At 34.8% G+C, this 14,339-nt stretch carries 16 protein-coding genes; all 16 read left to right on the forward strand.

Annotated features, from left to right (window positions below; translation table 11 throughout):
- Nucleotides 1-67: 67 nt before the first annotated feature.
- Nucleotides 68-328, forward strand: coding sequence for a stage V sporulation protein S (locus TEPIRE1_RS05955; protein ID WP_013778263.1), 261 nt, complete (start codon nt 68-70; stop codon nt 326-328).
- A 127-nt stretch (nt 329-455) separates the two neighbouring features.
- Nucleotides 456-4,010 carry a chromosome segregation protein SMC gene (gene smc / locus TEPIRE1_RS05960; RefSeq protein WP_013778264.1) on the forward strand — a complete coding sequence of 1,185 codons (3,555 nt, stop codon included), beginning with the start codon at nt 456-458 and terminating at the stop codon, nt 4,008-4,010.
- A 19-nt stretch (nt 4,011-4,029) separates the two neighbouring features.
- The gene (ftsY, locus tag TEPIRE1_RS05965) at nt 4,030-4,923 is read left to right on the forward strand and encodes a signal recognition particle-docking protein FtsY (protein ID WP_013778265.1); all 894 of its coding nucleotides are present in this window, start codon (nt 4,030-4,032) and stop codon (nt 4,921-4,923) included.
- A 190-nt stretch (nt 4,924-5,113) separates the two neighbouring features.
- Nucleotides 5,114-5,473: a YlxM family DNA-binding protein gene (ylxM, locus tag TEPIRE1_RS05970; RefSeq protein WP_013778266.1), complete on the forward strand. Its 360-nt coding sequence runs from the start codon at nt 5,114-5,116 to the stop codon at nt 5,471-5,473.
- Nucleotides 5,474-5,475: 2 nt separating this feature from the next.
- Nucleotides 5,476-6,813, forward strand: a complete 1,338-nt coding sequence (gene ffh / locus TEPIRE1_RS05975) for a signal recognition particle protein (protein WP_013778267.1) — start codon at nt 5,476-5,478, stop codon at nt 6,811-6,813.
- Nucleotides 6,814-6,827: 14 nt separating this feature from the next.
- A complete protein-coding gene (gene rpsP / locus TEPIRE1_RS05980) occupies nt 6,828-7,121 on the forward strand; it encodes a 30S ribosomal protein S16 (RefSeq protein ID WP_013778268.1) in 294 nt (97 codons plus the stop codon).
- 38 nt (nt 7,122-7,159) lie between these two features.
- Complete coding sequence (locus TEPIRE1_RS05985; protein WP_013778269.1) at nt 7,160-7,387, forward strand: KH domain-containing protein; 228 nt, start codon at nt 7,160-7,162, stop codon at nt 7,385-7,387.
- 110 nt (nt 7,388-7,497) lie between these two features.
- Entirely contained in the window at nt 7,498-8,013 is a 516-nt protein-coding gene (gene rimM, locus TEPIRE1_RS05990) for a ribosome maturation factor RimM (protein WP_013778270.1), read from the forward strand.
- Nucleotides 8,013-8,732, forward strand: a complete 720-nt coding sequence (gene trmD / locus TEPIRE1_RS05995; protein WP_013778271.1) for a tRNA (guanosine(37)-N1)-methyltransferase TrmD — start codon at nt 8,013-8,015, stop codon at nt 8,730-8,732. Before rimM ends, trmD begins: the two co-directional genes overlap by 1 nt.
- Before the next feature lie 132 nt (nt 8,733-8,864).
- Nucleotides 8,865-9,206 carry a 50S ribosomal protein L19 gene (gene rplS, locus TEPIRE1_RS06000; protein WP_013778272.1) on the forward strand — a complete coding sequence of 114 codons (342 nt, stop codon included), beginning with the start codon at nt 8,865-8,867 and terminating at the stop codon, nt 9,204-9,206.
- Nucleotides 9,207-9,242: 36 nt separating this feature from the next.
- Nucleotides 9,243-10,100 carry a ribosome biogenesis GTPase YlqF gene (gene ylqF, locus TEPIRE1_RS06005; protein ID WP_013778273.1) on the forward strand — a complete coding sequence of 286 codons (858 nt, stop codon included), beginning with the start codon at nt 9,243-9,245 and terminating at the stop codon, nt 10,098-10,100.
- 17 nt (nt 10,101-10,117) lie between these two features.
- A complete protein-coding gene (locus tag TEPIRE1_RS06010) occupies nt 10,118-10,750 on the forward strand; it encodes a ribonuclease HII (RefSeq protein ID WP_013778274.1) in 633 nt (210 codons plus the stop codon).
- Between the two features lie 2 nt (nt 10,751-10,752).
- The gene (locus TEPIRE1_RS06015; RefSeq protein WP_013778275.1) at nt 10,753-11,106 is read left to right on the forward strand and encodes a YraN family protein; all 354 of its coding nucleotides are present in this window, start codon (nt 10,753-10,755) and stop codon (nt 11,104-11,106) included.
- Nucleotides 11,107-11,117: 11 nt separating this feature from the next.
- Nucleotides 11,118-12,665 (forward strand): YifB family Mg chelatase-like AAA ATPase, encoded by a 1,548-nt coding sequence (locus TEPIRE1_RS06020; RefSeq protein WP_013778276.1) that lies wholly within the window; start codon nt 11,118-11,120, stop codon nt 12,663-12,665.
- A gap of 25 nt (nt 12,666-12,690) precedes the next feature.
- Nucleotides 12,691-13,221, forward strand: a complete 531-nt coding sequence (gene cobO / locus TEPIRE1_RS06025) for a cob(I)yrinic acid a,c-diamide adenosyltransferase (protein ID WP_013778277.1) — start codon at nt 12,691-12,693, stop codon at nt 13,219-13,221.
- 14 nt (nt 13,222-13,235) lie between these two features.
- Nucleotides 13,236-14,330 carry a DNA-processing protein DprA gene (gene dprA / locus TEPIRE1_RS06030; RefSeq protein WP_013778278.1) on the forward strand — a complete coding sequence of 365 codons (1,095 nt, stop codon included), beginning with the start codon at nt 13,236-13,238 and terminating at the stop codon, nt 14,328-14,330.
- The last annotated feature ends 9 nt before the right edge of the window (nt 14,331-14,339 follow it).

Raw genomic sequence — 14,339 nt, forward strand, 5'->3', positions numbered from 1 at the left:
CATCATAGAATATATATTGCAATGATATAATATAATAAATATTGCTAGATTAAGGGGGATATATGAAATGGAAGTACTAAAAGTATCAGCACAATCAAAACCTAAATCTGTGGCAGGAGCTTTAGCAGCTGTCTTAAGAGAAAATGGCGTGGCAGAGCTTCAAGCGGTAGGGGCAGGGGCTGTAAATCAAGCAGTTAAGGCCATAGCCATTGCGAGAGGCTTTGTTGCACCAAACGGAATTGACCTTGTTACCATCCCGGCTTTTGCAGAAATTGATATTGATGGTGAGGAAAGAACAGCTATAAAATTTATTGTTGAACCCCGCTAGAAGTAACCTATTGAGCTAATACCTGTCTTAGGAGGCAGGTATTTTTATGTTTAAAGTCAATATTAATCTCATTGGTTCTTTTTTTTAAATTCTTATGTTAAAATTGTAGAGGTAAGGAGGGATGCTTTTGTATCTAAAAAGAATCGAACTTCATGGTTTTAAGTCTTTTGCTGATAGGGTTATTTTGGAGTTTCAACCTGGAATTAATGCCATTGTTGGCCCTAACGGCAGTGGAAAAAGCAATATAATCGATGCTATACGATGGGTGCTTGGAGAACAAAGTGTAAAGACATTACGAGGATATAAGCTTGAGGATGTAATATTTGCTGGGAGCAATAAGAAAAAGCCCATGGGCATGGCTGAAGTTGCTATAACCATTGATAATTTTGATAATCTTATTCCTTTGGATTATTCTGAAATATATCTTGTCCGTCGAACCTTTCGTTCTGGCGAAAGCGAGTTCTATTTAAATCGGACTCCTTGCAGATTAAAAGACATTCAAGAAATACTTATTGATTCCGGAGTCGGAAAAGATGGTTATTCTATAATTAGTCAAGGACAAATAGATGAAATGCTTACCTGTAAAGCAGAGGAAAGGCGAACTATTTTCGAAGAAACGGCAGGAATCGTGAAATACAGGATTAGAAAAAAAGAGGCAGAAAAAAGACTGGAAGAAACCATGGATAATATATCCAGGATTGATGATATCATTACTGAACTTTTAAACCAGATGCAACCTTTAGCTGCTCAAAAAGATGTGGCACTGAAGTATAAAGAACTTGCTGCGGCTTTTAAAGAAATAGATATTAATTTACTTTTATTTGAATTAGACAGTAAAGAGAAACATATAAAATATATAAAGGAGAAACTTGAAGACAAAGAAACATTATTAACGCAGTTGCGTAATAATATCGAATCGTCGAAAAAACAAATAAGCGAGTATAAAATACAACAAAGTACTGTTGAGGAAGCCTACGAAAAAGCGCAAGTAGAATTTTATGAGATAAACAGCAAGAAGAAAGATATCGAAAGAGATTTTCAATTGGCTACTGCTGAAAGAAGCAGAATACAGCAAGAAAATGAGGATTTATCTGACAGCATAGAAAAGAAAAAAAATGAACTGCAAACTGCTGAAGAAACTCTAAAATTAAAATCTGATGAATTAGAAGAAAAAATAGAAGCCATCAATGAGTTAAAACTTACAATAGACCAAAATGAAAAAAAACTAATTTCTGTAAATGATGAAATTAATGAAAAGCAAAGACTTATCGAAAATGCCAAGGGTGATGTGATTAACTTATTGAATTACGCTTCAGAAAAGAAGAATGTTGTTTCTGGTCTTAATAGTATGAAATTAACTTTAGAAAAGCGATTAAATCAGATACAAAATGAAGAATTGGAATTAGATAAAACAAATGCAATTACCTTAAAAGAAGTTTCAGATATTAAGGAAGAAATAACTCACCTAGAATGCTTATCTAAAGAACACGAACAGAATATAAAAAAGCTGAAGGAAGTTCTCGATCAGAAGATTGTAAAGTTTGATTATGACGAAAACATAAAAGCTCAAAAACAACAAGATTTAGCAACTATTGTTTCAAAAAAAAATACATTAAAAGAAATTACTGACAGTTACGAAGGTTATCAGTATGGAGTAAAAAATTTATTACTTGCTCTTAAAAATCAACGATATAATGACAATGGTATCTATGGTACAGTAGCTGATGTGATTTCAGTAAAACAACAGTATGAAGTTGCGATTGAAACTGCCTTAGGTGCAGCTATGCAAAATATTATCTGTGAAAACGAAGAGAATGCAAAAAAAGCAATAGAATATCTGAAAAAGCACGATTACGGTAGAGTTACTTTCCTGCCTCTTTCAGCTGTAAAACCACGGATTATGGAAGCTAAAGAGTTAAAGTTATTATCAAAAAAAGACCGCGTTTCAGAGGCAATTAACTTTGTAAAATTTGATAATAAATATTATCCGGTTGTTGCGTTTCTTCTTGGAAGAGTGTTAGTGTCGAATACCTTAGACGATGCTATATATATTGCAAGACGGTGTAACTTTAGCCTTAAAATTGTTACGATCCAAGGTGAACTTTTAAACCCAGGTGGCTCTATCACTGGTGGAAGCCAAAAGAGGTCAAACTTTTTACTTCTAAGGAAAAGGCAGCTAATTGAATTTGAACAAAAAATTGCTCAATTAAAAGAGCAGCTTAATCAAATAGAACAGGCCAATCTAGAATTAAAAAATGAAATTCAAGACAACCAAAAAATTCTTGAAGAAAAGACCGATAATTTGTATTCTATAAAATCAGAGATGGCAGTTTTAAATCAACAACTTCAGGAAAAACAAGGTGTTTTAGAAGAAAGATATCAACGAAAAAAGCAGCTAATGGAAGAAAAACTACATATTGAATTTGAAACTCAAGAAATATTGTCTCAAATTTCTTCAATTGAGACAGATATAGAAAATGTAGATAGCCAGAACATATCAGGCCAATCTAAAGTAAAAAACTTACAAAAAGATATAGACAAAAGTAAGGAAATTAAAGAAGCATTATCTGAAAAAATAACTAAATTAAAAATCGAATTAGCATCATATAATCAAGAAGAAACAAGCGTTAGACAAAGCTTACAAGCTATTAGGGAAGATATCGTGGCTCGCAAAGATGAAATAAAGAAACTTGGAGAAAAGCTGGAAGAAAACAACAAAATAATCATATCATTTGATGAAAAGATTTCCGCATATAAAGAAAGCATAAGCGTTCTAACGGATAAGGAACATGAATATCAAGAACTTATTGAGTCCTTAAGGGCAAAAAAAGAAATTATAAAAACCAACATAAACCAAGTTCAAACCAATCTGAATAAGCTCGAAAAAGACTATAATCAAACGGAAAAAACATTACAAAATAGTCGTATAGATGAGGCAAAAATTATTACGGAATTAAATCAAGTTAAAAATCAATTATATGAAAGACATTCAATTTCTAATTACGAAAACTTGAAAATAAAAGATGAATTTGGTAGTATAGATGACATGAAAAAAAAGTTAGTATCTTTAAAAAGTGAAATTACAGCACTTGGTCCAATAAACATGCAAGCAGTTGAAGACTATGATAATTTAAAGACACGGTATGATTTTCTCAAATCACAGCGGGACGATTTAGTAAAAGCTAAAATTGACTTGGACAACCTAATAAAAGAAATAACTTATACAATGGAAGACATGCTTTTAGTATCTATAGAAAAAGTTAATAAGGAATTCAATAAAGTATTTTTTGAGCTTTTTGAAGGTGGCAGTGCACAGCTAATTATTGAAGGTGAGGGCAGCATACTTGAGTGTGGAGTGGAAGTTAGCGCTCAGCCGCCCGGCAAAAAGCTCCAAAGTATTTCACTCCTGTCCGGAGGCGAAAGAACATTAACCGCTATAGCCCTGCTTTTTGCTATTTTAAACACAAAAGCAACACCTTTTTGTGTATTAGATGAGATAGAGGCAGCACTGGATGATGCTAATATTGTCCGCTTTACAAGGTATCTTAAAAAAGTATCAAAACATACTCAATTTATTATAATTACACATCGGAAGCCTACTATGGAAATAGCAGATGCATTATATGGTATATCCATGGAAGATGATGCTGTTTCGAAGGTTTTAGCCGTAAAAATGGAATAATAAAAATGGAGTGAGCACAATGGCTTTTATTGATAAATTAAAGCAAAGCTTAAGTAAAACTCGGGAGAGTTTTAGCGAGAAATTTGATAATATATTAAAATTCAATAAAAAAATTGATGAAAAAACCTTTGAAGAATTGGAAGAACTGCTGATTTCGGCGGATGTGGGTGTTAGTACAACTCAGATGCTTATAGAAAAATTAAAAGAAAATTCAAAGAAGATAACTGCTGCCGAAGAACTAAAATCAGTTTTAAAAGAAGAGATTATAGATCTTTTTCCAAAAGAAAACATATCTTTGACATATCCAACTGTTATGTTAATCGTTGGAGTTAATGGAGTTGGCAAAACTACCTCTATAGGGAAATTAGCTAACATATATAAAAACCAAGGCAAGAAGGTTATTCTAGCCGCTGCGGATACTTTTAGAGCGGCAGCGATTGATCAATTGGAAATATGGGGTCAGAGAGTGGGTGTAGATGTAATTAAACATCAAGAAGGCGCGGATCCTGCATCGGTACTGTTTGATGCACTACAAGCCGGAAAAGCTAGAAAGGCCGATTTAATTATTTGTGATACAGCGGGCCGACTTCATACGAAAAAGAATTTGATGGAGGAACTTAAAAAACTCTACAGGGTTTGTCAAAAAGAATACCCACAAGCCAATGTTGTAAGTCTCATAGTTTTGGATGCTACTACTGGACAAAATGCTTTAATTCAAGCAAAGATGTTTAAGGAAGCCGTAGATTTCTCAGGAATAATTTTAACGAAACTGGATGGGACAGCTAAAGGGGGTATTGTTATTGCTATTGCTTCAGAGCTCGGGATACCTGTATGGTATATCGGAATTGGAGAAGGCATAAATGATTTGCACGAGTTTAACTCTCAGGATTTCGTAGATGCCATATTTGCATAAAAAATAATTTATGTTTGTTAAAATTGAAGATCAGCAATAAGCTTGTTGGAAGGAAGATACTTATTATAACCTTCATTTCATATAAGTTTTGGTAAGAGAGTTAAAATTAATTTTAAAAAATAGTTGACTAACATTTGATTTTTATGTAAAATAACACCTGTAAAGTATAATTGCTTTACAGGTGAATTATATGGATAATATTACAAAACTCAATCTCTTATTTGATTACTACGGCGATTTTTTGACAAAGAAACAAAAAAATATATTTGAGCAATACTACCTAAATGATTTATCACTTGGCGAAATTGCAGAAAATGCAGGTATAACCCGACAGGGTGTGCATGATGTTCTTCGCCGCTCTCAAGAAACATTAGTTAATTTTGAAGAAAAGCTTGGTATGGTAAAAAAACATATACAACAAAGAAAAGAGATTGAAGAGATACTTACACTTCTAAAAGAAATCGAGCCCGGGCTTGAACTTAGTTACAAAGAAAAATACAGGGATGTTTACAATCGTGTTTCTTCACTGTTGAAGGAAGGTGGTGTATAGGATTGGCTTTTGAGTCCCTTACTCAGAAACTAAATGATATTTTTAAGAAACTTAGAGGAAAAGGCAAGCTATCTGAAGCTGATGTTAAACAAGCTATGAAAGAAGTTCGGCTTGCGCTGCTCGAAGCCGATGTAAATTTTAAGGTTGTAAAGGATTTAATTTCCAAGATAACTGAGCGAGCAATTGGTCAGGAAGTTATGGAAAGCTTGACTCCAGCACAGCAAGTGATAAAAATCGTTAATGAAGAGCTTACGTCGCTGATGGGTTCTACTCAGAGCAAGGTAGATTTTTCAAAAGAGATTACAATTATAATGCTGGTTGGACTTCAAGGCTCCGGAAAAACTACAACTGCAGGTAAACTTGGTAAATTACTTTCCAAGAATGGCAAAAAACCTCTTTTAGTAGCTGCCGATATTTATCGTCCGGCGGCTATAACGCAGCTTAAAATAGTCGGAGAAAAAGTCGGGCTACCTGTTTTTACCATGGGACAACAGGATCCCGTTGATATATCTAAGGCATCAGTAGATTATGCAAAAAAGCACAATCATGATGTAGTAATAATAGATACAGCTGGACGTCTACATGTTGATGACGACTTAATGAACGAACTTGTCAATATCAGCCATGCTGTTGACCCCAGCGAGATATTGCTTGTGGTAGATAGCATGACTGGTCAAGATGCGGTAAATGTAGCTGAGGAATTTAATAACAGGCTGCAACTGACGGGTTTAATTTTAACGAAGCTAGATGGCGATAGTCGTGGTGGAGCAGCTCTTTCGGTTAAAGCGGTTACCGGTTGTCCTATAAAATATGTAGGAATGGGAGAAAAACTTGATGATTTAGAAATTTTTCACCCTGAAAGAATGGCTTCAAGGATTTTAGGGATGGGTGATGTCTTAACACTTATAGAGAAAGCAACCGCAGATTTTGATTTAAAAAAGGCTCAAGAACTAGAAGATAAACTCAAAACTCAGTCCTTTGATTTAAACGATTTTAAAGACCAGTTATCACAAGTTAAAAAGATGGGTTCTTTAGATCAAATATTAAACATGATACCCGGTTTTTCACAACAAAAGCTCAAGGGAGTTGAGATTGACGATAAAGAACTCAGTCGAGTTGAGGCTATTATTAATTCAATGACATTGGAAGAACGAAGCAACCCTTCTATTATTAATGGTAGCCGTCGAAAGCGTATTGCAGCCGGGAGCGGCACTGCAATTCAAGATGTGAATAGACTGTTAAAGCAGTACGCGCAAACAAAAAAGATGATAAAACAATTTGCAGGGTCAGATAAGAGCCGCAAAAGAAGTAAACAGAAATTACCGTTTTTAAATTTTTAAAAGGAGGTGAAGAAATGGCTGTTAAAATTAGATTAAAGCGTATGGGTGCTAAGAAAAAACCCTTTTATAGAGTAGTAGTAGCTGATAGTCGTATGCCAAGAGATGGTAGGTTTATAGAAGAAATTGGTTATTATAATCCTTTGACAAACCCAATACAAATAAAGATTAATGAAGAAAAGGCTGTTGATTGGCTAAAAAAGGGAGCTATTCCTACTGATTCAGTGAAATATCTATTTAAAAATCTTGGAATTTTGACTGAAAAAAAAGCAATAGAACAAGAGCCTGAAAGCGAAACTAATTCACTATAAAATCAGTAATTATTAGGAACCTAAAGGAGGAAGTATCTGTGATAGAGTTAGTCGAATATATTGCAAAAGCTTTAGTAGACCATCCTGAAAATGTTACTGTAAATCAAGTGGAAGGTGAACAGTCTATTATTTTAGAACTAAAAGTAGATCCTGAAGATATGGGAAAGGTTATTGGCAAACAGGGAAGAATTGCTAAAGCGATACGCACTGTTGTTAAAGCAGCAGCTGCCAAGGAAGGCAAGAGGGTTGTTGTTGAGATTATATAGGTTTCTGAAAGAGCGGGGCAACCCAACCCTTTTGGGATGAATGTCTTTTGGTGAAAAGGTCATTTAGAATGTTTCAAGATAAAGCCTTTGTAAACCGAAGGAGAATAGCTTTGAATGAAAAACAGTACATTGCTGTAGGCAAAATACTCTCTTCTTGGGGTGTTAAAGGTCAAGTGAAAGTTGAACCTTTGACAGATAATCCGAAGAGATTTAAAATACTTAATGAAGTTTTTATTGACTTTAAAAGCCAAGCTGTTTCTTATAAGGTTGAATCAGTTATGTTTTTAAGACAGTATTTTCCTGTTTTAAAATTTGAAGGTATTAATTCGAAAGAAGAGGCAGATACTTTAAAAGGACATTATATTAATATTAACAGGAAAGATGCTGTAACTTTATCGGAGGATCGTTTTTTTATATGTGACATCATAGGTCTTCATGTTTTCAACGAATTTGAAACATATATAGGAACTGTTATAGAAGTAATTCAAACAGGTGCTAATGATGTATATGTTGTTGAAACAAAAGATAAAAATGAAATCCTCATTCCAGCAATTAAACAAGTAGTAAAAAAAGTAGATCTAAGAAATGGAATTATGATAATCAGACCGCTGGAGGGGATGCTGTAATGTTAAATATTTATGTACTTACTTTATTCCCGGAGTTTTTTGAAAGTCCATTTAGCGTTAGTATAATAAAACGAGCTTGTGATAAAGGATTAGTCAAAATTGAATTAATCGACATAAGAGATTTTTCTCATGATAAACATAGAAAAGTGGATGACTATCCTTACGGTGGCGGATGTGGAATGGTTATGAAACCAGAACCGATTTTCGAGGCGGTAGAATATGTAGATAAAAAAATAAACGCTAAGAATCGCCGAATAATTTTACTGTCTCCACAGGGAAAAATATTCAATCAGTCTTTAGCTCAAGATTTATCTAAAGAAGAACATCTGGTTTTTATTTGTGGCCATTATGAGGGTATAGATGAAAGGGTTAAAACAATAGTGACTGATGAGATATCCATAGGTGATTTCATTTTGACAGGCGGAGAAGTTCCGGCTCTTGCTGTTGTAGATGCAGTAATTAGACTTGTTCCGGGTGTTTTAGGCAGCAGTGAGTCGCCGCATGATGAGTCTTTTTGCAATGGGCTATTGGAATATCCTCAATATACAAGACCGCAAGTTTACAGGAATCTTAAAGTTCCAGATGTGCTCCTATCCGGTAATCACAAAGAAATTGAACTTTATAGGCGCAAAGAAGCGTTAAAAAAAACTCGTGAAAAAAGGCCGGATTTATTTAATAAATTAGAATTAAACAACAATGATAATAGACTTTTAGAATAAACTTCTTGTTTTTTCCCAAGCTCAAAATAAGTTATTGATTGCCAAGGCAAAGCCTTTATGTTATAATATGCTTTGCTGTGTTGTAGTGACTATTCTGAAATACGTAATATAGTGCAGGAGGAGGGAAGGTAGATGGATTTGCTAACTTCCGTGGAACAAGAACAAATAAAGAAAGATATTCCTGATTTTAGGCCTGGAGACACCGTTAGTGTATACACCAAGGTTGTCGAGGGTGGCCGTGAAAGAATTCAGGTTTTTGAAGGAATTGTTATTGCAAGAAAAGGTGGCGGTTTAAGAGAAACTTTTACGGTTCGTAAGATATCTTACGGTGTAGGAGTTGAAAGAATTTTTCCGTTAAATTCACCTCGAATCGATAGAATCGAAGTTGTAAAGAAGGGTAAAGTGCGTCGAGCAAAACTTTATTATATGCGAAAATTAAGAGGTAAAGCTGCTAGGATAAAGGAGAGGGACTGATAACAGTCCCTTTGTTATTTCACAGAGGTGGGCATTATGGATATTCAATGGTATCCCGGCCATATGGCGAAAACAAAAAAAATGATTAAGGACAATTTAAAGCTGGTTGACGTTGTATTGGAGTTGACTGATGCTCGGGCACCGCTTAGCACACATCTTCCTGATATTAATAGTTTAATAGGTAACAAGAATAGTATCATGATTATGAACAAAGCCGATTTAGCAGATAAAAAAATCACTGATATGTGGTTAAAATATTTTAAAAAGCAAGGTATTAAAGCTATAGCTGTAAACAGTCTAAAAAAATCAGAATTAAAAAACCTTTATAACTTGCTTGGAAATGTAAAGAAGAAAACGGTTCTAAGATCAACAAGATGTATGATTATCGGGATTCCTAATGTGGGAAAATCGTCTTTAATCAACCAGATGGCGGGAAGAAAAAGTGCCAGAACTGCGGACATACCGGGCGTAACTCGAAACAAAATGTGGCTGAAAGTAGATGACAATTTGGAATTGTTGGATACACCAGGCATTTTGTGGCCTAAATTCGAGGATAAAACGACAGGCATTAAACTTGCAATCTTAGGCTCAATCAAGCAGGAACTATTGGATTTTGAGAAGCTTTCGCTAATTCTTATAAAATATTTATTAGTAAATTATCCTCAGGCTCTTAAGGATAGGTACGGAGTTGATTCTAGTACACCTGCGGAGATTCTAGAAAAAATAGCTCAAAATCGCGGTTTTTTGGTAGAAGGTGGAGTATTCGACATTAACAGGAGCGCAAAAACTCTGATAAATGAATTCCGACAGGGAAAGTTAGGAAGAATATCCCTAGAAAAACCTGAGGAAAAAGAAGGATTCTGGTTAGAGATAGCGAATCAAGATATTGTCTGAAGAAAGGGTTATTTCAAATGGATATAAAAAAAGAGCGGGCTAGAATATTAAAGCTGTATGATAGGGAACGAAAATTAAAACAAGAAGGCTTTACACTGGTTGCAGGGGTAGATGAGGCGGGTCGTGGACCTTTAGCAGGACCGGTAGTAGCAGCAGCTGTTATTTTGGTTTTGGATACAGAAATATTAAATTTAAAGGATTCGAAAAAGATAAGTGAAAAGAAACGAGAAAAAGTTTATGAGGATATAAAGGGAAAAGCAGTTGCATATGCCTATGATGTTATAGATGCTGATTACATAGATAACCATAATATTTTAAATTCAACCTTAATGGCCATGAAAAATGCAGTTGAGAAACTCCCTGTTAAACCTGAATATATTTTAGTAGATGCATTAAAAATACCAGATATTACTATACCTCAGGAATTTGTAATACATGGAGATAATATCTGTGCGTGCATAGCAGCTGCTTCAATAATTGCTAAAGTGGAAAGAGACAGGATAATGAGAAAATACGATCTTGTTTATCCTGAGTATGGCTTTATTAAGAATAAAGGATATGGTACTAAAGAGCATATAGACTCAATTAGAAAACACGGTATCTGCCCTATCCATCGCCGAAGTTTTTCCGTAAAGGGGTTGGAAATATAAAATTGAATACTAAAGAAATTGGAGCAGCAGGTGAGAAATATGCAGCCGAATATTTAAAAAAGAAAAATTATGAAATTCTTCAAATGAATTTCAGTTGTCGATATGGAGAAATAGATATTGTAGCAAGAGATAGAAAAAATATAGTTTTTATTGAAGTTAAAACCAGAAGGTCTACAAATTATGGAAAAGGCATGGAAGCAGTGAATTATAATAAACAACAGAAAATAAAAAAAGTTGCATTATATTATCTTAAAGGAAATTCCCCGGGTTTTTATGATATTAGATTTGATGTAATAGATATATTGATAGTTGATGAGTATATCGTTGAAATAGAACATATTGAAAATGCCTTTTAGGGAGTGATTTCGTGCTAGCACAGGTGAAAAGCTGCTCTATATATGGACTGGAAAGTTTTTTAGTAGACGTTGAAGTCGATATTTCAAGCGGTCTCCCGGCTTTTGATATAGTGGGTTTGCCTGATATTGCCGTCAGAGAGTCAAGAGAACGAGTAAGGGCAGCCATTAAAAATCAAGAATTTAATTTTCCCATAAAAAGGATTACGCTTAATCTTGCGCCGGCAGATATAAGGAAAGAAGGGCCGCATTTTGATTTGCCTATAGCTTTAGGAATATTGGCAGCTACAGAACAAATGCCTTCTGATACATTAAATGAATATGCAGTGATAGGAGAGCTTTCTTTAGATGGAAGAATAAGACCTGTGAATGGTGTTTTACCCATGGTAATTGCGGTTAAGGAAAACGGATTAAAGGGTATTATTGTTCCGTGGGAGAATATGGAAGAAGCTGCTGTTATAGATGATGTAGAAGCGATTGGTGTTAATTCTTTGAAGGATGCGGTTGCTTACTTTAAAGGCGAGTATAAAGCAAACAAAGTTGTGGGCAAAGATCTTGTAAGATGCAAGATGCAGGATAATGATACTGTATTTGATGGAGATTTTTCCGAAGTAAAAGGTCAGGAAAATTTAAAAAGATGCCTTGAGATAGCTGCCGCCGGACATCACAATATGATTATGATCGGCTCTCCCGGCTCAGGTAAAACTATGATAGCAAAACGTATACCGACAATTCTGCCTTCAATGACTTTTGAAGAGTCACTGGAACTTACAAAAATTTACAGCATTGCAGGTCTGATTTCTAATCATTCGGGATTAATTAAGAAAAGACCTTTTAGGTCACCTCATCATACAATTTCAAATGTGGGGATGGTTGGCGGGGGTCGTATTCCTAAGCCGGGAGAAATTACTTTAGCACATCACGGTGTGCTTTTCCTAGACGAGATTCCGGAATTTCCAAGAGACATACTCGAGCTTTTACGTCAGCCTCTGGAAGATGAAAAGGTTACAATTGCTAGGGCAAATGCAACCATTACATATCCTTCCAAATTTATGATGGTTGGTTCTATGAATCCATGTCCCTGCGGCTTTTACGGTGATCCATTTCACGAATGTAATTGTTCGCTGCACCAAATCCAAAAATATCTTTCAAAAATCTCAGGCCCTCTGATGGACAGAATTGATTTACAATTAGAAGTAGCACCGGTCAAGTTTTCAGATTTAGAAGGCCCTTCGACCACTGATTCGATGACTATTAAAAAGCGGGTTGAAGAGGCAAGACTAATACAATTAGAGCGATATAAAGACTGTAATATATACTTTAATTCACAACTTACCCCGGCTTTAATGAATAAACACTGCAAATTAGATAAAAGTGGTAAAATTCTAATGAAAGAGGCATTCCAAAGCATGAAACTAAGTGCCCGGGCTCATAGCAAAATATTGAAGGTTGCTAGAACCATAGCGGATTTAGATGGTAATCGCTTAATTAAAGAAAGCCATTTGGCAGAAGCGCTTCGGTACCGAAATATAGATAAATATTATCAAAATCTTAAAATATAACAAAGTGTAAAATGGGGAGAAATGAATGCAAAGTAAAAAAGGATTAGTTTTAGTATATACTGGAGACGGAAAGGGTAAAACTACAGCTGCTTTAGGTCTGGCTTTGCGTGCCGCAGGTCACGGAGAAAAAGTTTATATTATACAATTTATGAAAGGTGATGAAAAGTATGGAGAGGTCAAAGCCATAAAACGTTACCTTCCAAACATTGAATTGGTTCAAAAAGGTTTAGACAGCTTTGTTATAAAAGGAAATCCCAGCTTAGAAGATTTAAGTCTGGCTAAAGAAGGTTTAAACCTTGCAAAAAATATTATATCATCCGGAAAATACGATTTGGTTATATTAGATGAGATTAATGTAGCAGTAGATTATGGTTTATTATCGGAACAAGAAGTCCTTAATTTAATAGAGATGAAACCTGAGCATACAACTATAGTTTTGACTGGTAGATATGCATCAGATAAAATTTTGGAAAAAGCCGATATGGTAAGTGAAGTGCGTGAGATTAAACACCATTACAAACAAGGGATTGCCGCTCAACCAGGAATAGAATATTAACTTCGGAGGTAATTATGGCGGACAATGCGCTTTTAATAGCTTTAAATGCAATTCCTAAGCTTGGTTCTATTAAGATACAAAGTCTAGCTGAAAAGTTTAAATGCTATGATGATTTTTTAAAAGCCAAGCCTGAAGATTTATTGGAAATACCTGGGATTGGAAAAATAATATGTGAAAATATAATAAAATCCAGGGAAAAAGTTGATCCAAACAGAGAAATTGAACGAGCTAACAAATTAGGAATAAAAATAATAACTTTATTAGATAAAGAATATCCCGAGTTGTTAAAACAGATCTATGATCCACCTCCGGTTCTTTACACAAAGGGTGAGATAGCTTTTCTGAATAACAAATCTATAGCTATAGTTGGATCTAGAAAAGCATCTGCATATGGCAAAAATGCAGCTATGAAGTTTGCAAAAGAATTAGCTTCACTAACTATAAATATAGTTAGCGGTATGGCTCGTGGAATCGACTCATTTGCACATAAAGGAGCTATTGATGCCGGTGGTCCCACTACAGCAGTTTTTGGCTGCGGAATAGATATTATCTATCCTCCTGAGAATATAAGTTTAATGAAAGAAATATTAAAATGTGGTTGTGTGATTTCAAGTTTTCCCCTAGGGACACCGCCGCAAGCTGTAAATTTCCCTGCAAGGAATCGCATTATCAGCGGATTATCTTTAGGCACTTTAGTAGTAGAAGCTGCTGAAAAAAGTGGCTCGTTAATAACAGCTGACTTTTCATTGGAACAGTGCAGGGAAGTTTTTGCAATTCCCGGCAGTATTTTTAACCCATACAGTCGAGGAACTCATAAGCTAATTAAGCAGGGAGCAAAACTGGTAGAAAGCATTGATGATATATTAGACGAGCTATACTTAGAAAGTCCTAAAAACTCTAATACAAATACAGCAGATAGTGTAAATTTACCAAATCTTAGTGAAACCGAGAAGAGTATTTTAGAAGTAATAGATTATCAACCCATTCAAATTGAGCAAATAATAAACTTATCACACAGAAATTCTCAGGAAGTAAATGCTGTATTGACTTGCCTTGAACTTAAAGGCTATATATCAGCTCTTCCCGGAGGATATTTTGTTAGAAATTGACTTTTATAT

It is taken from the genome of Tepidanaerobacter acetatoxydans Re1 (assembly GCF_000328765.2).
GTDB lineage: Bacteria > Bacillota > Thermosediminibacteria > Thermosediminibacterales > Tepidanaerobacteraceae > Tepidanaerobacter > Tepidanaerobacter acetatoxydans.